Annotated in this window: 15 protein-coding genes and 1 pseudogene; 8 read left to right on the forward strand and 8 right to left on the reverse strand. The window is 71.1% G+C overall.

Features of this window, described 5'->3' with window-relative positions:
* Positions 1-279 precede the first annotated feature (279 nt).
* From ACFYZ3_RS28585 to ACFYZ3_RS28600, 4 genes are all read left to right on the forward strand, one after another.
* Positions 280-1,998 (forward strand): class I mannose-6-phosphate isomerase, encoded by a 1,719-nt coding sequence (locus ACFYZ3_RS28585; protein ID WP_388523406.1) that lies wholly within the window; start codon positions 280-282, stop codon positions 1,996-1,998.
* Positions 1,995-2,930: an ROK family protein gene (locus ACFYZ3_RS28590; protein WP_388523409.1), complete on the forward strand. Its 936-nt coding sequence runs from the start codon at positions 1,995-1,997 to the stop codon at positions 2,928-2,930. Before ACFYZ3_RS28585 ends, ACFYZ3_RS28590 begins: the two co-directional genes overlap by 4 nt.
* A gap of 43 nt (positions 2,931-2,973) precedes the next feature.
* Positions 2,974-4,023, forward strand: coding sequence for a LacI family DNA-binding transcriptional regulator (locus ACFYZ3_RS28595; RefSeq protein WP_388523412.1), 1,050 nt, complete (start codon positions 2,974-2,976; stop codon positions 4,021-4,023).
* 84 nt (positions 4,024-4,107) lie between these two features.
* Positions 4,108-5,412, forward strand: coding sequence for a glycoside hydrolase family 125 protein (locus tag ACFYZ3_RS28600; protein ID WP_388523416.1), 1,305 nt, complete (start codon positions 4,108-4,110; stop codon positions 5,410-5,412).
* A gap of 33 nt (positions 5,413-5,445) precedes the next feature.
* On the opposite strand, the gene ACFYZ3_RS28605 is transcribed toward ACFYZ3_RS28600, so the two are convergent.
* Positions 5,446-5,949, reverse strand: coding sequence for a DeoR/GlpR family DNA-binding transcription regulator (locus tag ACFYZ3_RS28605; RefSeq protein ID WP_388523418.1), 504 nt, complete (start codon positions 5,947-5,949; stop codon positions 5,446-5,448).
* Between ACFYZ3_RS28605 and ACFYZ3_RS28610 the strand changes: the two are divergent.
* Positions 5,906-6,221: pseudogene (locus ACFYZ3_RS28610) on the forward strand (monooxygenase); the annotation flags it as partial. The gene ACFYZ3_RS28605 and the pseudogene ACFYZ3_RS28610 sit on opposite strands and share 44 nt — an antisense overlap.
* 37 nt (positions 6,222-6,258) lie before the next feature.
* Here the strand turns inward: ACFYZ3_RS28610 and ACFYZ3_RS28615 are convergent.
* Positions 6,259-7,143, reverse strand: a complete 885-nt coding sequence (locus tag ACFYZ3_RS28615) for an aldo/keto reductase family oxidoreductase (protein WP_388523420.1) — start codon at positions 7,141-7,143, stop codon at positions 6,259-6,261.
* 93 nt (positions 7,144-7,236) lie between these two features.
* Here ACFYZ3_RS28615 and ACFYZ3_RS28620 point away from each other — a divergent pair, with 93 nt between their 5' ends.
* Positions 7,237-8,106: a LysR family transcriptional regulator gene (locus ACFYZ3_RS28620; RefSeq protein WP_388523423.1), complete on the forward strand. Its 870-nt coding sequence runs from the start codon at positions 7,237-7,239 to the stop codon at positions 8,104-8,106.
* 63 nt (positions 8,107-8,169) lie between these two features.
* Here the strand turns inward: ACFYZ3_RS28620 and ACFYZ3_RS28625 are convergent, their stop codons facing one another.
* On the reverse strand, positions 8,170-9,447 hold the full coding sequence (locus ACFYZ3_RS28625; protein ID WP_388523426.1) for a hypothetical protein: 1,278 nt from the start codon (positions 9,445-9,447) through the stop codon (positions 8,170-8,172).
* Positions 9,448-9,597: 150 nt separating this feature from the next.
* On the reverse strand, positions 9,598-10,179 hold the full coding sequence (locus tag ACFYZ3_RS28630; protein ID WP_388523429.1) for a TetR/AcrR family transcriptional regulator: 582 nt from the start codon (positions 10,177-10,179) through the stop codon (positions 9,598-9,600).
* Between the two features lie 128 nt (positions 10,180-10,307).
* On the opposite strand from ACFYZ3_RS28630, the gene ACFYZ3_RS28635 reads away from it, so the two are divergent.
* Both ACFYZ3_RS28635 and ACFYZ3_RS28640 read left to right on the forward strand, forming a co-directional pair.
* Positions 10,308-11,777: an MFS transporter gene (locus ACFYZ3_RS28635; RefSeq protein WP_388523432.1), complete on the forward strand. Its 1,470-nt coding sequence runs from the start codon at positions 10,308-10,310 to the stop codon at positions 11,775-11,777.
* Positions 11,778-11,823: 46 nt separating this feature from the next.
* Positions 11,824-12,477, forward strand: coding sequence for a CatB-related O-acetyltransferase (locus tag ACFYZ3_RS28640; protein ID WP_388523435.1), 654 nt, complete (start codon positions 11,824-11,826; stop codon positions 12,475-12,477).
* Between the two features lie 114 nt (positions 12,478-12,591).
* Here the strand turns inward: ACFYZ3_RS28640 and ACFYZ3_RS28645 are convergent, their stop codons facing one another.
* From ACFYZ3_RS28645 to ACFYZ3_RS28660, 4 genes are all read right to left on the reverse strand, one after another.
* On the reverse strand, positions 12,592-14,973 hold the full coding sequence (locus tag ACFYZ3_RS28645) for a glycoside hydrolase family 3 N-terminal domain-containing protein (protein WP_388523438.1): 2,382 nt from the start codon (positions 14,971-14,973) through the stop codon (positions 12,592-12,594).
* Positions 14,974-15,087: 114 nt separating this feature from the next.
* Positions 15,088-15,984: a carbohydrate ABC transporter permease gene (locus ACFYZ3_RS28650; protein ID WP_388523441.1), complete on the reverse strand. Its 897-nt coding sequence runs from the start codon at positions 15,982-15,984 to the stop codon at positions 15,088-15,090.
* Between the two features lies 1 nt (position 15,985).
* Positions 15,986-16,888 (reverse strand): carbohydrate ABC transporter permease, encoded by a 903-nt coding sequence (locus ACFYZ3_RS28655; protein ID WP_388523443.1) that lies wholly within the window; start codon positions 16,886-16,888, stop codon positions 15,986-15,988.
* Positions 16,885-18,195: an extracellular solute-binding protein gene (locus ACFYZ3_RS28660; RefSeq protein ID WP_388523446.1), complete on the reverse strand. Its 1,311-nt coding sequence runs from the start codon at positions 18,193-18,195 to the stop codon at positions 16,885-16,887. Before ACFYZ3_RS28660 ends, ACFYZ3_RS28655 begins: the two co-directional genes overlap by 4 nt.
* Positions 18,196-18,259: the final 64 nt, after the last annotated feature.

Raw genomic sequence — 18,259 nt, forward strand, 5'->3', positions numbered from 1 at the left:
GAATCGGGCCACCTGCATGGCCGGATGTGAATCACAGGACGTGTGCGGCGTCGGAAGACCCCGGAGCAGCCCCGGTGCGTGTTGCGTGGAGGTTAACGACACCATTCCGTCGGTAGCAAGGGTGTGAAGGGAAAAGAATCTCCATTACCGGAAAGGGGTTAGAGAAATGCCAGGTCAAAGGCCCGTGTGTCGCTTCGGGGGATGACGGATCGGTCGTGGACACCTCCAGCCAAGGACTGTTATCGTTAACATATCCGTGGAGCCGAGTAAGGAGCAGCTGTGCCCGCGTCTCGTTCGTACGACCCCCTCCCCAGCTACCCGCCGGTTGACGGCACGGTGGCCGTCGGCTGGCCGGCCCTGACCGCGGAGCTGCCGCCGGGTCCGCTCGTCCTGGCCGTCGACGGGCCCGCGGCCCTCGACTGGACCGCGCTGGCCGACGGCCTTGCGGGAGCCGTACGCGCCACGGGTCGCGACGTCGATCCAATCGATGTGCGCGACCACTACGCGGCGGCGGCCGGCGAGCGGATCGCGGCCCCGCCCGCACCCGCCGACGACCCGTTCTTCACCCCGCTGTCCCAGGCGCAGGTCGCGGACCTGTTCGACTCTCCGCCACGGCCCGAGCGGCCCGTGCGGGACGGAGTGGTCCTGGTCCATGGTCCGGGCGCGTCGCTGTGCGAGCCGGATCTGCTGTGGTACGCGGACCTGCCGAAGCGGTACGCCGAGGCGGCCGTGTCCAAGGGCGAGCTGCCGGTGGGCGTCAACCTCGGGCGCTCCGCCGCGCCCGGCGATCTGGTGCGCCTGTTCTACACCGACTGGCCGGTGCTCGACCGGCACCGCGACGCGATCGCGGGACGAATAGACCGCTGGATCGACGTGCAGGACGCCACCGGCCCGGCCTCACTCGACGCCGCCGCACTGCGCGGCACACTGGCCCACCTGGCCCGCGGCCCGGTACGCACCCGTCCGTACTTCAACTCCACCCCGTGGGGCGGTCAGTGGGCGGCGAGCGAACTCGGCTTCACCCCGCGGGCGGGAAACACGGCCCTGGGCTACGAGCTGATCGCGCCCGAAGCGGGAATCCTGATCGGTGCCAAGGGCGCGGCCCAGGTCGAGGTCCCCTTCCAACTGCTGTGCGCCGCACACCCCGAGGACATGCTCGGTCAGGACGTGCACCGCGAGTTCGGCACCTCCTTCCCGATCCGGTTCGACTACCTGGACACCATGGGCGGCGGCAACCTGTCCCTGCACCTCCACCCGCGGGAGCGGTACATGCGGGAGGTGTTCGGCTGGCCGTACACCCAGCACGAGACGTACTACGTCACCGCGAGCGAGGACGGCGCCCGGGTGCTGCTCGGCCTCACCGAGGAGGCGGACCTCGACGTCATGCGGAGCCAGGTCGAGGACGCCATCCACCACGGCACCCCGATGCCCGTCGAGGAACACATCCAGTCGCACCCCGCGACGGTGGGCCAGCTGTTCATGATTCCGGCGGGCACACCGCACGCCTCCGGCGCGGGCAACCTGGTGCTGGAAGTGAGCGCGACCCCCTACCTGTACTCCCTGCGGCTCTACGACTGGCTGCGCAAGGACGCCGCCGGGGCGTCCAGGCCCCTGCCCTACGAGCACGGCTTCGCCAATCTGGACACGGCCCGGCGCGGTGACGACGTCACGAAGGACCTCATCCAGCAGCCGCGAACGCTGCGTTCCGGTGAGGGCTGGCGCGAGGAAGTCGTCGGCGCACTGCCCGAGATGTTCTACGCCGTGCACCGCCTCGTCGTGTCGCAGGGCTGCGACATGCCCGACGACACCGCCGGCCGCTTCCACATCCTCAACGTGGCCGCGGGCGAAGGCGCCGTCATCGAGACCCACGACGGCCGCACCCACACGCTGGCCTTCGCGGAGACCATCACCGTCCCCGCCGCGGTCGGCCGGTATCGCGTCCGCGCCCTGGGCGGCGACGAGGTGCGCATCGTCAAGGCGCTGGTGGTCGAACCATGACCGCGGCCGCCGCGAGGCAGTCCTCGCCGCCGGTCCCGGTGCTCGACATCGGCGGCACGCACGTCACCGCGGCCCTCGTCGACCCCACCGCGAGCCGAGCCGTGCCCTCCCCGGTGATCCGCAGGCCGCTGAGGGCGCACGCGGAAGCCGACGACATCCTCGACGCCGTCGCCCGGGCCGCCCTGGCGCTCCCGGCCGGTCACGACCCGCGCTGGGGTGTGGCGATGCCCGGCCCCTTCGACTACGCCACCGGCGTCGGCCGCTTCGCCGACGTCGGCAAGTTCGAAGCCCTGAACGGCGTCGACGTCGGCGCGGGACTGCGCGAGCGGCTGGCCGGCCGGTGCGAGCGGCTGCGCTTCCTCAACGACGCCGACGCGTTCGCCGTCGGCGAGTACGGTGCCGGTGCCGCCGCGGGACACGAGCGCGTGATCTGCCTGACGCTGGGCACGGGTGTGGGGTCCTCGTTCCTGTCCCGCGGCCGCCCTGTCCACACGGGTGCCCTCGTCCCGCCCCGCGGACACGCGTACCGCCTGACGGTGCACGGACGGCCACTGGAGGACACGGTCTCGCGCCGCGGCATCCGCAGGCACTACGCCCGTCTCACCGCCGCGACGGGGGATCAGCACCTCCCCGACGTCCGCGACATGGCCGCACGCGCCAGGAAGGGCGACGCCGCCGCGGTGGAAGCCTTCCGCTACGCTTTCGACGCACTCGGCCAGGCTCTGGCTCCATGGATCGACCGCTTCGACGCCACCGCGGTGGTCATCGGTGGTTCCATGGCCCGGTCGTGGGACTTGATCCACCCTGCGCTCACCACAGGGTTGGCGCCGGCCCGCCGACCGGACGTACCCGTTGTGCCGGCCCGGCAGCCCGAGGAGGCCCCCCTGCTCGGGGCCGCGCACTGGGCACAGGGCACGCCGGAGACGTCGTGAGGACGGCGCACCGGTGCAGGACGGCAGAGGAAGGGGCAGGAGCATGACCGCTCGCCGGGGCAGCGGGCCGACCATGCACGACGTCGGCAAGCTCGCGCAGGTCAGCGCCATGACCGTCTCACGTGTGCTCAAGAACGACCCGGGCGTCTCGGAAGCGACTCGCGAGCGCGTCTTCGCGGCGGTCGACCGACTGGGGTACCGCCGCAACCAGACCGCACGCAGCCTCCGCCTCGGGGGCAGCGGGATGATCGGCCTCGTCGTCACCAACCTCGCCAACCCGTTCTACTCACGCCTCGCCCTCGGCGTCCAGGAAGTCGCGACCGAGTACGGCCTGCGCGTGCTGCTCAGCAACTCCGGAGAACAGGCCGACCGAGAACCCGGGCTCATCGACGGACTCGTGGACCACCAGGTGGAAGGGCTGATCGTGGTCCCGGCCGGCAGCCGGCAGCAGCATCTCGCCCGTGCCATGCGGCACGTCCCCGTCGTTCTCGCCGCACGCCCGCCCGCCGGACTCGACACCGACTGCGTCCTGGTCGAGGACTTCCACGGCGCACGCGAAGCCACCGCATGCCTCCTCGCCGACGGACAGACCCGCATCGCCTTCCTCGGCAACCCGCCGGCCCTGTACACCGGTGCCGAACGCCTGCGCGGATTCTGGGCGGCACACGAAGAAGTCGGCATCGAACCGGACAACGTCCTCATCCGCCAGGGCCTGGTCGACTCAGCGACGGCGGAGCGCGCCACCCTCGACCTGCTCGGGCTGGCCGAACGCCCCACCGCGCTGTTCTGCGCCAACAACCGCATCAGCCAGGGCGCCATCCGGGCCCTGTACAAATCCGGCACCAGCCTGCCCGTCGCCGGTTTCGACGACTTCGAGCTGTCCGACGTGCTCGGTCTGCCGCTGACCCTCGTCTCCTACGACGCCGACGAGATCGGCCGCCAGGCCGCGCGGCTGCTGATCGACCGACTCGAACAGGACGACGACGCGGCGCCGCGGGCCTCCCGCCGCGTCACCGTCCCCACCCGCGTCGTCCGCCACGGCGCACCCTCCGGCTCGGACGGGCCGGGGGGCCGCCCGCCCGCCAGCGCCTGACGCGCCGTCAGGGAACCTCCGCCCGCAGCCGGTAGCCCGCAGCCGGTCGCCCCCGCAGTCCTCCGTCCGCCGAAAGGCCGCCCCATGGGCTTTCCCACCAGCATCAAGGACCACCCGATCGTCCAAGAGGCCGTCCACCGGCTGGACACCCTCGGTGACCCGCGCTTCGGCCGGACGCTGACCCGCAGCCTGGACGACACCCTGGCCCGCACCATCCGGCGGATGGCCGACGGCACCGCCTTCGTCGTGACCGGTGACATCCCCGCCATGTGGCTGCGCGACTCCTCCACGCAGATGATGCCGTACCTGGCTCTCCTGAAGGAGGACGGCGGCCTGCAGGACCTCCTGCTCGCCGTACTGCGCCGCCAGTTCCAGCAGATCGCACACGATCCCTACGCCAACGCCTTCAACGCGGAACCCTCCGGGCGGGCCCACGACCCCGCCGACCTGTGCGAGGACCCCTGGGTGTGGGAGGAGAAGTACGAAGTCGACTCCCTCGCCTTCCCCCTGCTCCTGGCCCACCGATTCTGGGCGGCGAGCGGGCGGACCGACCACGTCGCCGGGGCGCTGCGGACCGCGCGCACCGCCATCTCGGTGTGGCGCACCGAGCAGGACCACGAACGCCTCTCCACCTACCGCTTCCGCCGCGAGAACGGCCCACCGGGCGACACGTTGCCGAACGCGGGACGGGGAACGCACGTCACCCGGACCGGGATGACCTGGAGCGGCTTCCGGCCCAGCGACGACGCGTGCGCCTTCGGCTACAACATCCCGGCGAACCTGTGCGCCGCCGCCGCCCTCGACGGCACCGCCGAACTGGCCCACCACGCACACGACACGGAACTCGCCGAGAACGCCGACCAACTGGCGGCAGAGCTGCGAGCGGCCGCCGTACGGCACGGCACCGTGCGGCACCCCGACTTCGGCATGATGTACGCCTACGAGGTGGACGGCAACGGCAACGCGCTACTGATGGACGACGCCAACATGCCCGGACTGCTCTCACTGCCCCTCGTCGCGAACATCCCCACCACCGACCCGGTGTACCTCGCGACCCGGAGGTTCGTCCTCTCACCGGCCAACCCCACCTGGCACCGGGGAACAGCGGCCGAAGGCATCGGCAGCCCGCACACGCCCGACGGGCACATCTGGCCCATCGCCCTCGCCGTACAGGGGCTGACCAGCAACGACACCACAGAACGCCTGAGGGCTCTGACGACCCTCCTGTCGACCGACGCGGGCACCGGCCAGATGCACGAATCGTTCCACAAGGACGATCCCCGCCGGTTCACCCGCCCCTGGTTCTCCTGGGCCAACGCGATGTACGCCGAACTCGCCCTGGACACCGTCGGACTCGGCACCCGGCCCCTGTGGCAGGCGGGGACCTGATCCCGGCACGGAACGACGGCCGGGCCAACCCGCTCATGGTGTCGGTCCGGGCTCCTCATGGAAATCGGCCGGCACCACCGCGATGCCGCGGGCGGTGAACGGTGCCACGTCGGCGTCCGTCGCCGAGGCGTCGGTGACCAGGGTCCAGCCGGGCGGGAGCGTGGCCCACGCGTGGAAGGGCGCACGGCCCAGCTTCGCCGCGTGAGCCAGGACGTACGTGCGGGCGGCGCGGCGGGCCATCAGCTCCTTGAGCCGGGTCTGACGCAGATCCGCCTCGCAGAGACCGCCCTCGGCCGTCACACCGCCCGCGGACAGGAAGACCCGGTCGAACGTCATCCGCTCCAGCGCCGCCTCCGTCAGCGGGCCCACGAAGGCCTGGCTGAGCGGGCGCAGTGTCCCGCCGAGGCACTCCACGCGCACGGTGTCGACGTCCGCCAGTTCGTGCAGTGCCGTCAGACCGGTGGTGGCGACCGTCAGGTCCTTGGCGGTACGCGTACTGGACGAGCCCGCCGTCCACGGCGCGGCACTCGTCCCCACCGCCGAGGCGAAGGGGCCTTCGTCGAACCGTCCTGGGAAGCCGAGGACGCCTGGAGCGCCACCCTGGCCGAACACACCCCCGACCACGCCTGGTTCCACGCCGAATGCACCCCCGGCTACTACAACGCCGAGGGGCGCGGCAGGCCGAACGGCCCCACCGCCTGCCCCCATGGCGCCGCCGCCTTCCACCAGCTCTCCGGCGGTGGCGCGAGGAGTCCATGGACGAGCTCCTGATCCCCAGGACGGACGCCTGGGCGGGCTCGGGTTCCTGATCGGCGCACCGGGCCTCTCCGTAGCGGCAGAGCCCTGCTAGTGGCCGATCTTGTCCAACTCGGTGAGTTCCTCGTCGGAGAGCGCGAGCCCCGCGCCGGTCACGTTCTCGCGCAGGTGCGCCACCGACGAGGTGCCGGGAATGAGCAGGATGTTCGGCGACCGCCGCAGCAGCCAGGCCAGGGCGACGGACATCGGCGTCGCACCCAGCCGGGTGGCCACGGCGGACAGGGCCGTGGACTGCAGCGGGGTGAAGCCGCCCAGCGGGAAGAAGGGCACGTAGGCGATGCCCTTGTCGGCGAGTTCGTCGATCAGCTCGTCGTCCTGACGGTAGGCGAGGTTGTACATGTTCTGGACGCACACGATCGGCGCGATCGCCTGTGCCTCGGCGACCTGCTCCGCGGTCGCGTTGCTCACTCCGAGGTGCCGGATCAGGCCCTGGTCCTGGAGTTCGACGAGGGTCTCGAAGGGCTCGGCGAGCGAGCCGGGCCGGGGGCCCCGAGCGTCGCCGAGCCGGAGGTTGACCACGTCGAGCGAATCGAGTCCGAGGTCCTCGAGGTTCTCGCGGACGGCAAGGCGCAAATCCTCGGGCCGACGGGCAGGGGGCCAGCCGCCCTGCTGATCGCGGACCGCGCCGACCTTGGTCACGACGTGCACCGACGCGGAGCCGGGGCGCAGCGCTTCACGGATCAGCCGGTTGGTGACACGAGGTCCGTATGCGCCGGCTGTGTCGATGTGGGTGATCCCCAGGGCGGCGGCCTCGCGCAGGACGGCGAGCGCGCCCTCCTGGTCGGCGGGCGGGCCCATGACCCCGGGGCCGGCGAGCTGCATGGCGCCGTAGCCGAATCGGGTGACGGTCAGGTCGCCCAGGGCCCAGGTGCCGCCGGGCAGTGAGGCGGAGGGTGTGTTCACGGTTTCGCTCATGCAGAACATGCTCGCTCGCCGAGCGGCTGCGCATCCAATACCGATGCGGTGCTCTGTCATACCCGGCAGGTATCACCGAGGTACGCTGTGGCCGTGGACGACGCCCTGGAGACCCGCGAGCTGAGGTACTTCGTGGCCGTCGCGGAGGAACTGCACTTCGGTCGTGCCGCCGAGCGCCTCGGCATGGCCCAGCCACCGCTGTCCCGGGCGATCCAGCAGCTCGAACGGCGCCTCGGCGTACGTCTGCTGAAACGCAACCGCCGCGGTGTCGCCCTGACCGGCGCCGGAGAGATGCTGCTGCACGAGGGCCGCGCCGCCCTCGACGCGACCACCGCGGCCGCTCGCCGCACCCGTCGCGCCGGCGGCGCCGACAGCCCGGACGGCGGCCCCCGCAACCGCCTGGTGCTGGCGGTGAAGGCCGGTGCGTCCCACGAACTGCTGCACAAGCTCCTCGGCGCCTACGCGGCCGAGCCCGACGCTGCCGAGATCGAAGTGCTGCCGAGCGGCACGTGTGAGCAGGAAGGGATGCTGCGCGACGGCCGCGCCGATGTGGCGCTCATGCACGCGCCGTTCAACTCCCTCGCCGGGTTCGACAGCGAGGAGCTGATGACCGAGGGCCAGATCGCCGTGCTGCCCGCCGGGCACCCTCTCGCCGCCCGGACGACCCTGTCACTCGCCGACGTCAGCGACATCCCCGGTCTCCCGCTCGCCCGCTGGTCCCGCCACGGCACGTACCCGCCCGGCCCGGGCCCGGAGATTCACGACCAGACGCAGCTGGCCCAGCTGATCGCCCTCGGACGCACGGTGGCCGTCTACCCCGACTCGGCCCGCGCCTGGCTGTGGGCCGAGCACGCCGCCGTCCCCCTGACCGATGCGCCCTGCGTCGTCACCCACATCGCCTGGCCCGCGCACAGCAGTTCCCCCGCCCTCGCCGGGCTCATCCGGACGGCCACACGGCTGTGACTGCCCGGCGCGGGCGGCCGGGACCGCCCGCGCCGGGAGTCGCGTCGGCCGCATCCCGGACCGTCAGACTCCGATCAGGCTGTACGTGCCCGTACCGTCCTGCCTGCCGCTGGCGTACTGACGTATGAACTCCCCGTCCGCGTACCGGTCGTGGCCCATCATGGAGCCGGTGTACTTGTTTTGCACACCGATCTGCGAGCTGCCGGGGACGTCGCGGTAGATGTAGAACCGCTGGAGGTCGTCCTCCGCGCAGGGGACCGTCATCAGGATCGCCCGATCGGTGGCCGCGTTCTCCTCGGCGATGGTCGCGCATCCACCGTTGCCCCAGTTCCACAGGGACGCCTCGAGGACCCCGTCGCGCTCCGTCACGTTGCACAGGCGCCAGTTGTCCAGGTGGGCGCTGAAGATCGACGAGGGCCGCAGCCGGACACCGTCGTCCGCCAGGAGCGGTGCGCCCCAGGACAGGGGCTTGCCGGGTACGGCGATCTTGTAGGCCTCGGCCGAGCAGTCGAGGGCGGCCCGCGCGCTGTGCCCGGTGGACCTGGGCCGTGCGCCGGCGGCGCCGCTCGTGGGGGCCGGGCGCTGCGCGAGCGGCGCCGCCGGCTGCTGCCGCGCGGTCGGGGCCACCGCACCCGCCGGGTGGTCGGCCCGGGCGGCCGAGCCGCAGTCGAGGAGGGTTTGGGCCTTGGCCATGATGCTGTCGGCGGGGACGCTGTCCTGGCAGCGCACCGCGCCTTCCTCAAGGGTGGTGAAGGTGGTGAAGCTGCCGCTGCCCGGCCCCTCGGTCCACTCCAGCGCCCAGCCCCCGTCGTCCTGTTGGGCGCGGTTGCAGTTGAGGCTGCCGTACGTGCCGGTGACCTTCTTCGTGCCCTTGTAGAAGCCGTAATAGCCCGGCTGGGTCAGGTTCCAGGTGACCGAGTTCGACTCTTCACTGGTGGAGGTGTACTCGAGCTTCACGTCCAGACCGACGGTCGCCTTGACGTTGCTGAGCGCCTCGACTTCGAAACTGGTCTCGATCGTGTCGTTGAGGCCGACGGAGACCGCGATGACCGTCGTGGTGTCGGTGCTGACGGTCTGCTGGCCGGTGGTGCCCTCGGTGACGTACCAGCCCTTGAAATGGGTGATCGTCGGCGACACTTCGGTGGTCTTGATGTACGGGTGGCGGGTGCCGAGGTCGGCCGCCGTACAGGTGTCGCCGGGCCGGGGCGCCGTCGTGTCGGTGGGCGCCGCGGCAGCCGGCGGGGCGGCGAGGCCCAGGGCGGCAGCCGCCCCGGCGGCCGTCGCGGCGGTCACCGCCATGAGTGATCTGCCGATGCGACTGACGGGTCCTGTGGAGCGCATCGTTGCCTGTTCCCCCCTGGTCGAGTGGGTTCGGTCGGGGTGAATGTATCGGCCGCACGGGGTGGCGGTGTGAGGCCCGAACTAGCCACAAATGATCACGGAGGGGCCTGTTCCGCCCCTGCCGCGGACCGTCGCCGGGGGGCGCACGGACTAGGTTTCCGTGTCCCCCAGCAGCCGGTCGACCAGCCCGTCGACGTAGTCGGGGGCGAGCGGCACCACGCCGAACAGGACGCGGATGTACATCGGGGCGAGGACGTGGTCCAGCACGTCGAGCGCGTCGGGTGCGGGCTCGCCGCGGTCGCGGGCGCGATCGAGCATGGACTGCAGTTGCCGGGTGCGTTCGGCCCGCAGGTCTGCCCCCGCCTGCCGGCCCTGCCGGCCGCTGCCGGACAGGGCGACCGCCAGATGCAGCACCGCCGGACCGTCGGGCCCGGTGATCTCCCGGGCCACTTGGGCCGCGTACGTACGCAGGTCCCCGGCGAGGCTCCCGGTGTCCGGCATCGGGGACTGCGCATTGAGGCGGGTGAGCGCCACGTCGGTGAGCAGGGTCTCGAGGCTGCCCCACCGGCGGTAGACGCTGCTGTCGGCCACGCCCGCGCGGTCGGCGACGTCGCCGACGGTGAACTTGCCGTAGCCGCGCTCACTGATCAGATCGGTGACGGCCTGGTGTACCTGCGCGCCGACACGGGCACTGCGGCCGCCGGGTCGCCGGACTCGCTGTTGCTCGTTCATGCCCTCCAGCTTAACGCAGTCGAGACTTGCGTTTGTGGAGGAGCCTCTCTATAGTCACCTAACGCAGTCGATGACTGCTTTAGGAGTGCTCGGATGTCCGGGCGCAGCCAACGACGGAGGGGGATCCCATGGCCGCACCGCATGCGACCGCAGGCAGTCGGTCGGACCGGGCCGTGCTGCTCGCGGTGACCTGCCTGGGGCAGTTCATGGTGCTGCTCGACAACACGATCGTCGGAGCGGCCCTGCCCGACATGCAGGAGGGCCTGCACACGCAGCTGACCGGACTGCAATGGATCGTGGACGCGTACGTACTGCTGGTCGCCATGCTGCTGCTGTCCGGCGGGGTCTTCGCCGACCGGTTCGGCCGCAAGCGGGTGTACCTGACCGGTGTGGCCGTGTTCACCGTCGCGTCGTTGCTGTGCAGCCTCGCGCCTTCACTGGGCTGGCTGGTCGCCGGCCGGGTGTTGCAGGGCATCGGGGCCGCGGCGCTGAGCCCGGCCTCGCTGGCCCTGCTCGCCGCCGCCCACCCCGTGCCGCAAGAACGGATCCGGGCGATCGGGCTGTGGGCCGGAATCAGTGGAATCGGTCTGGCCGCAGGCCCCGTGGCCGGGGGCGTACTGACGGACGCCTTCGGCTGGCCCGCCATCTTCCTCGTCAATCTGCCCGTCGGAGTGGTCCTGGTGCTGGTCGGCCTGCGTCACCTCGGCGAGTCCCGCAACGCCGGCGCGCCCGCGATCGACGTCCCGGGCACGGCGCTGTCCGTGCTGGCAGTGGGGGTACTGACCTACGGGCTGATCGAGGGAGGCGCCCGCGGCTGGACCTCACCGGTCATCCTGGGCAGCTTCGCCACCGCGGTGATCCTCCTCGCCGCCTTCGTCGCCGTCGAAGCCCGTCGCGACGCTCCGATGCTGCCGCTGCGGCTGTTGCGGCAGCGCCTGTTCACCGTGTCCAACACCGCCATGGTCGTGGTGGGGTTCGCGCTCATGGGTTCGTCGTTCTTCTTCTCCCAGTTCTTCGTGTACGTCCAGGGCAGCTCGATCCTGCGCGCCGGCCTCCAGACCCTGCCGGTGTCCGTGGCCATGGTGATCGTCAGCCCGTACGCGGGCCGGCTCGCCGCCCGGTACGGCTTCCGTGTCGTGGTCACCGCCGGCCTCGCCCTGGCCGCCCTGGGACTGCTGGCGCTCGGTACGGTGCACGCCGACACCGGCTACGCGAACGTGTGGTGGCGGCTGGGACTCGCCGGCGCCGGCTTCGCCCTGGCCATGTCCCCGCTGACGGGCGCCGCCATCCAAGCGGTCAGCCCGCAGGAGGGCGGCCTCGCGTCGGGCATCAGCAGCACCACCCGGCAGATCGGCGCGGTGCTCGGCGTCGCGGTGCTCGGAGCCGTCGTCCGCACCCGGCAGTCGGGCGGCGCCTCCTTCGAGACCGGCCTCAACAGCGCCTTCCTCGTGGCCGGCACCGTCACCGCGGCCACCGCCGTGTTCACCGGCCTGTGGCTGACGAGGTCCAGGCCCGCGAAGGACTCCACGACCCCCGCACCCGCCACCGGCGCCGAACCGGTCACCTCCCCGAACGGGGCTTCCACGCACAGCGGTTGACCACGGACAATCGCCCCGTTCGACAACTACGCAAAGGACCCCGATCTTGTCCCCCGACCCGACCACCCTGCACCCGCTGCCCGCCCACGACCGCGTGGTGTTCCTCAACCCACTGGTCACCTCTCCGAACATCACCGTGGGCGAGTACACCTACTACGACGACCCCGACGGCGCCACGGACTTCGAGCACCGCAACGTCCTCTACGCCTACGGGCCGGAGCGCCTCACCATCGGCAAGTACTGCGCGATCGCCACCGGCACCACCTTCCTGATGGCCGGCGCCGAGCACCCGACGATGGGGGTGTCGACGTACCCGTTCACCATGTTCGGCGGCCGGTGGGCCGAGCAGACGCTGGACATCGTCACCGCCATGCCCAGCCGCGGCGACACCGTGGTCGGCAACGACGTCTGGTTCGGCTACCGGGCGACCGTCATGCCGGGCGTACGGATCGGCGACGGCGCCATCATCGCGGCCGGCGCCGTAGTGACCGCCGACGTCCCGCCCTACACGGTCGTCGGCGGCAACCCGGCCAGACCGATCAGGCAGCGCTTCGACGACGCCGACGTCGAGCGGCTGCGCCACGCGGCCTGGTGGGACTGGCCCGCCGACCTGGTCACCGCACACGCCCGCACCATCATGGCCGGAACCCCGGCCGACATCGCGCGCATCGCCGCCGAGCTCGGACGGACGGCCCCTTGAACCTCGGGTGAGGAACCACGGGTGAGCCGATGGCCGGGCCGGCACCTCGGCCACGCGAGGCTCGCCCCACCACCGGCGCCGCGGCCGAGCGCCGGGGGGTGCGGCTCGCTCGGCTCAGGCACGGGCAGCCGGCTCCTGCTCGACCACGGAGCGCAGGCGCCGGGTGTGGTCCAGGTGGCGTTCGACTCCGGTCAGCGTGACCCTGGCGGTCAGGCGTGGGTCCGCGCTGGAGGCGGCCAGCCTCAACTCCAGCTCGCCCGGTTCGACCACACGCCGTCCGTCGCGTCCGGTGAACGAGGCGAGATCGGCCGGGACAGTGACACGCAGGCGCCGGGCCTCACCGGGCTCCAGGTCGACCCGGGCGTAGCCGACGAGGCGCTGCACCGGCTGGACGACGGAGGCGACCGGGTCGTGCAGATAGAGCTGGACGACTTCGGTCCCGGACCGACCGCCGGTGTTGCGGACGGTGAAGGCGAGGGTGAACTCGCCGTCCGTCGGTGCCTCCCGGACGTCCACGCTCAGGTCCGTCCAGTCGAACCGGGTGTAGGACAGGCCGTGACCGAAGGCGAACGCCGGTGTCGGGTCGACGGCGGACACCTCTCCGGCGTGGGCGAGCCTCGCTCCGAGGTAGGTGGCCGGCTGGGAGCCAGGCCCGCGCGGCACCCCGACCGGGAGCCGGCCGGACGGGTTGACGCGGCCGCTGAGCACACCGGCGATCGCACGGGTGCCTTCCTCGCCGGGGAAGAAGGACTGCACGATCGCCGCGGACTCCTCGACCGCGCGACCGAGGGAGTACGGTCGTCCCGCGAGCAGCACGGTGACCAACGGCGTCTCCAGGTCCAGCAGGGTGTCGAGCAACCGCTGCTGTGCCCCGGGCAGTGCCAGCGACTCGACGTCGCATCCCTCACCACTGGTGCCCCGCCCGAAGAGCCCGGCACGGTCGCCGAGCACCACCAGGGCGATGTCGGCCTCGCGTGCCACCCGGGCGGCCTCGGGGAGGCCGGTGAGATCCCCGTCGTCGACGCCGGTGCCGCGGGCGACCGTGATCCGGGCGTCGGGGAACTCGGCGGCGAGGGCGAGGCGCAGCGTGGGCAACTCGATGCCGTGCGGGGTCCCGGGGTGCCGGACGCCGATGTGCTGGGGGAAGGAGTAGCAGCCCAGTACGGCGACGGCCTCGTCGGCGTTGGGGCCGAGCAGGGCGATACGGCGCGGCCTCGCGAGCGGTAGCGTGCCGTCGTTGCTCAACAGCACTACGGCTTCCTCGGCGACCGTGCGGGCCAGTGCGCGGTTCTCCGGACTGTCCAGGTCGATCCGGCCGCGCAGGGCGGCGGGATCGTCGAGGTCGGCCTCTTCGAGCGCGGCCGGCAGGGGGTTCCAGTCCGGATCGAGCAGGCCGAGCCGCGCCTTCTGGGTGAGTATCCGGCGAAGGGCCCGGTCGACCAGCTTCTCCGGGACACGGCCGTCGGCGACGGCCTCGGCCAGGGGCGCGCCGTACGTCTTGACGTTGGGCAGTTCGACGTCGATGCCCGCCCGCAGCGCCAGGCCGGCGGCGTCGGCCCAGTCGGCCGCCACGCCGTGCAGGGTCTTCAGGAAGGCGATGGCGAAGTAGTCGGCGACGACGGTGCCGTCGAAGCCCCACGTGTCGCGCAGCAGGCCGGTGAGCAGCTCCTCGTCGGCCGCGGAGGGTACGCCGTCGGTGTCGGTGTAGGCGTTCATCACCGACCGCGCGCCGCCTTCACGGACCGCCATCTCGAAGGGGGGCAGCAGGACGTCGGCGCGCTCACGCGGGCCCATGGAGGAGGGAGCCAGGTTGCGCCCGGCGCGAGAGGCCGAGTACCCGACGAAGTGCTTGAGGGTGGCGACGATCCCGGCCGACTCGAGACCCCGCACGTACGCCGTCCCGATGGTGCCGACGAGGTACGGGTCCTCACCGATGGTCTCCTCGACCCGGCCCCAGCGGGCGTCGCGGACGACGTCCAGGACGGGCGCGAGCCCCTGGTGCACGCCGACGGCACGCATGTCCCGCCCGATGGCGGAGGCCATGCGCCCCACCGTGTCGGGGTCGAAGGTGGCGCCCCAGGACAGCGGGACGGGGTAGGCCGTCGCACCCCAGGCGGCGAAGCCGGCCAGACACTCGTCGTGGGCGAGAGCGGGGATGCCGAACCGGTTCGTGGCGGCGATCCGGGCCTGGGTGCGGGCCAGGGAGAGCGCACCCAGGGCGGGGTCGACCGGGACCGTGCCGAAGGGCCGGGTCAGCTGGCCCAGTCCGGTGGGCAGGAGCGCGTCGAGATCGACGGCCTCCTCCATGTCGTGCTGGTGGGGAGCCACTTCACCGCCCACGTTGGAGGCGCCCACCCAGACTCCGTACAGCTGGGCGGTCTTCTCCCGCAGGGTCATCGCGTCGATCAGCGCGTCGACTCTCGCGGTGACGGAAGCAGTGGTGTCGTTCCAGCGGGAGACTCCGGCGGTGTTGTCTACGGCCACGTTGGCGTTCACTTTCCCTCCCACGGCCCGCGGATCCCCGACCGGGGCGTGACGGGCGAACAGGTGGACGAGCAGGAATCGATGCGGGACGGGGCGCGTCCGGGTTCCGGCCGGCGTCGGCGTCGGTCAACGGCTGAATCCGGCGGTCAGACCGCTCAGCAGTTGGCGGCGGCCGAACGCGTAAAGGATCAGGACGGGCAGTGTGGTGAGGACGACGGCGGCGAGAACGGCGGGGACGTTGACCCCGTACTGGCCCTGGAAGGTCCACAGCGCGAGCGGCAGTGTCCGGCGCTCCGGACTCTGAGTGAGCACCAGCGGCAGCAGGAAACCGTTCCATATGGTCAGGGCGTTGAAGATGGTCACGGTCAGGATGGCCGGCCGGGTGAGCGGTGCCGCCAGCCGCCACATCGTCGTCCATTCGGTGGCGCCGTCGACCCGCATCGAGTCGAACAGCTCTTTGGGCACGTCGCGGACGAAGTTGGCGAGCACCAGGACCGACAGCGGGATGGCAAAGGCGATGGACGGGAGGATCAGCGCCAGCAGGCTGTCGTACAGCTGCAGTTTGATGATGATGAGGTAGACCGGGATGACCGTGGCCTGCAGCGGGATGGCCAGGCCCATGAGGAACAGTCCGTTCGTCGCGCGCAGCACCCGCAGCTGCCGGCCCCGGACGATCGCGTAGGCCGCCATGAACGAGAAGACGACCGCCGGTACCACGGCGCCCGCGGTGACCGCGACGCTGTTGAGGAAGTAGCGGAGGAAGTCGGACTCGACGACCAGCCGGTAGTTGTCCAGTGTCGGCTCACCCGGGGGCACCAGCGGGTTGCTCGCGTAGTAGCGGCTCTGGGCCTTGAGGCTGGTGATGAGCGTCCAGTACAGAGGTACGGCGACGACGACGAGCCAGAGCCATCCGGCCAGCCCGCCGGCCCAGTTGCGACGGCGGCCCGGCCGGGAGGGGCGGCGTTGCCGCTCGCGGGGAGCGGTCCTGGACGGTCGTCGTGCCTCGGGCAGTGTGGTGGTCACCTCAGGCCCCCTCGAGCTGGCTCGCACCGGCGTCCCGGCCGCCGAGCCGGCGCAGCAACAGGGCGAGGGCCAGGCCCACCAGGACCAGGATGACCGCGATGACGCTGGCCGGTCCCATCAGGCTGGCCTGGAAACCCCGCTTGTACATGTCCAGGGCCAGGACCCGCGTGGCGTCGCCGGGGCCGCCCTCGGTCAGGACGAAGATGAGGTCGAAGAAGGTCAGGGACCCGACCACCATCAGCGTGGACGAGGTGATGATGGTGTACCTCAGCTGGGGCAGCGTGATGCTGAAGAACTGCCGGATCCGTCCGGCCCCGTCCATCTGGGCCGCTTCGTACAGGGACTTGGGTATCTGCTGGACACCGCCCTGGTAGATCAGGGAGTGGAACGGCACGAACTGCCAGGAGACGACGAAGACGACGACCCCGAAGGCGAGTCCGGGCCGCCCCAGCCAGTCCTGGCTGAGCAGGGGGAGCTTCAGCCCGGCCCCGAGCCCGAAGTTGGGGTCCAGCAGGGCCTTGTACGCGATCGCGATGGCCGCGGAGCTGAGCATCAGAGGGACGAAGTACACCACGCCCAGCACCGCACGGTAGCGTTGGCGGCCGGCGAGGAACGTACCGAGCAGAATACTCAGCGGTGTCTGGACGGCCCACGACACCGCCATCACCATGAAGGTCACCCAGAGGGCGTGCGGCAGCCCCGGGTCGGTGAGCACGGCACGCCAACTGGTCAGCCCCGACGGTTGGATGGCGCCGATCCCGTCCCAGGTGGTGAAGCTCAGTGCGAAGACACCGACGAGCGGGACCACGGCGAAGCCGACGAAGAGCACCAGCGCCGGTGCCGCCAGCCAGGGCAGGATGCTGCGCTGTCGGCGATGTGGTGGACGACCGGTGAGTGAGCTCATTTGCCGATGACCGCGTTGAGGCTTCCGGCGAACTGCTCGGGTGAGATGGACAGTTGGAACAACTTGACGACGCTGTCCAGCAGAGTCTCGGCGGCCGTCGGACTGAGTGCCTGGTCCCAGGACTGCACGAACGTCTTGGCCTTGCTGGCGATGCCGTAGTTGAACTGGAGGAAATCGGCGCTCTTGGAGGCGGCCAGGAGCTTCTCCGTGCCGACCCGGACCGGTACGGACCCGTTGTCGATCCACGCCTGCACCTCGGCGTCCTGCAGGACGCCGGTCGCGAAGAACTCCTTGGCGATCTTCTTCTCCTCCTCGGTGGCCTTGGAGGAGAGGGAGAGGTACTGGGCGGGGTTGCCCACCGCGTTGCTCGGATCGCCCTTGCCGCCGTCGACGGGCGGGAAGTTCATGTAGCCGAGGCCGCCGCTGGAGACGAAGTCGCCGCCGTCGGCCTGCTGGATGCCGTACGACCACGCGCCGTGCAGCATCATGGCGGCCTTGTCGGTGTAGAGCAGCGCCTGGTCCGCGTTGGAGTCGGCGGTGATGGACGAGAAGCCCTTGATGAACGCGTCGGCCCTGACCAGTTCCTGCACCCTGGTCAGCGCGGTGATGGCGTCCGGGTGCGACCAGGCGTCCTTCTGGCCCTCGATGACGGCCTGGAACACCTCGGGACCGCCGATGCGGTCGAACAGGAACTCCAGCCACATCATGTTCGTCCACCGGGACTGACCACCGAGGGAGAACGGCGCTATGCCCTTCGCGTTGAACCGGGGCACCAGCGCCATGATGTCTTCCCAGGACTCCGGCGGCTCCGCGCCGACCTTCTCGAAGACCCTCTTGTTGTAGTAGAGAACAATCGGCTGCACGGCGTCGCACGGGACCGCGTAGATCTTGCCGTTCACGGTCGCCGCGCCGAAGGACGACGGGAACCGCGCCTTCTTGACCTCGGGATGCTGGTCGAACCACGAGGTGAGGTCATCGACCTGGCCGGCTTCCGCGTAGGTGCGCAGTGTCCCGCCGCCCCAGCCGAAGATGACGGTGGGCGCCTGCCCCGCGCCGATGGCCGTCTTGATCTTGGTCTTGTAGGCGTCGTTCTGGAACGTGGTGTCCTTGATCCGGCCGTCCGGGTGGGCCTTGTTGAAGGCGTCCACCGCACCGGCCCGGACGCCTTCCTGCGGTTGGCCGTTCAGGTACCAGTACGTGGCCCCACCGTCACTCTTGCCGGGGCCGGACGAGCCGCAGGCCGCCAGTGCCGCGGAGACCGGCACGGTGGCGGCCAGGCCGAGGAGGGTACGTCGGGAGAGCGCCATGTCTTTTCTCCGCACTCGAGAGCCGCCGGCTTCTCGTGAGTCGTGGTGAAAGATTTTCGAAACA

Source organism: Streptomyces sp. NPDC001599 (assembly GCF_042893535.1).
Classification (GTDB): domain Bacteria; phylum Actinomycetota; class Actinomycetes; order Streptomycetales; family Streptomycetaceae; genus Streptomyces.

Coding starts and splice junctions, on each gene's coding strand:
- ACFYZ3_RS28590 (WP_388523409.1), top strand. CDS start 1,995: ATGACCGCGGCCGCCGCGAGGCAGTCCTCGCCGCCGGTCCCGGTGCTC.
- ACFYZ3_RS28595 (WP_388523412.1), top strand. CDS start 2,974: ATGACCGCTCGCCGGGGCAGCGGGCCGACCATGCACGACGTCGGCAAG.
- ACFYZ3_RS28600 (WP_388523416.1), top strand. CDS start 4,108: ATGGGCTTTCCCACCAGCATCAAGGACCACCCGATCGTCCAAGAGGCC.
- ACFYZ3_RS28615 (WP_388523420.1), bottom strand. CDS start 7,143: ATGAGCGAAACCGTGAACACACCCTCCGCCTCACTGCCCGGCGGCACC.
- ACFYZ3_RS28625 (WP_388523426.1), bottom strand. CDS start 9,447: ATGCGCTCCACAGGACCCGTCAGTCGCATCGGCAGATCACTCATGGCG.
- ACFYZ3_RS28630 (WP_388523429.1), bottom strand. CDS start 10,179: ATGAACGAGCAACAGCGAGTCCGGCGACCCGGCGGCCGCAGTGCCCGT.
- ACFYZ3_RS28635 (WP_388523432.1), top strand. CDS start 10,308: ATGGCCGCACCGCATGCGACCGCAGGCAGTCGGTCGGACCGGGCCGTG.
- ACFYZ3_RS28655 (WP_388523443.1), bottom strand. CDS start 16,888: ATGAGCTCACTCACCGGTCGTCCACCACATCGCCGACAGCGCAGCATC.
- ACFYZ3_RS28660 (WP_388523446.1), bottom strand. CDS start 18,195: ATGGCGCTCTCCCGACGTACCCTCCTCGGCCTGGCCGCCACCGTGCCG.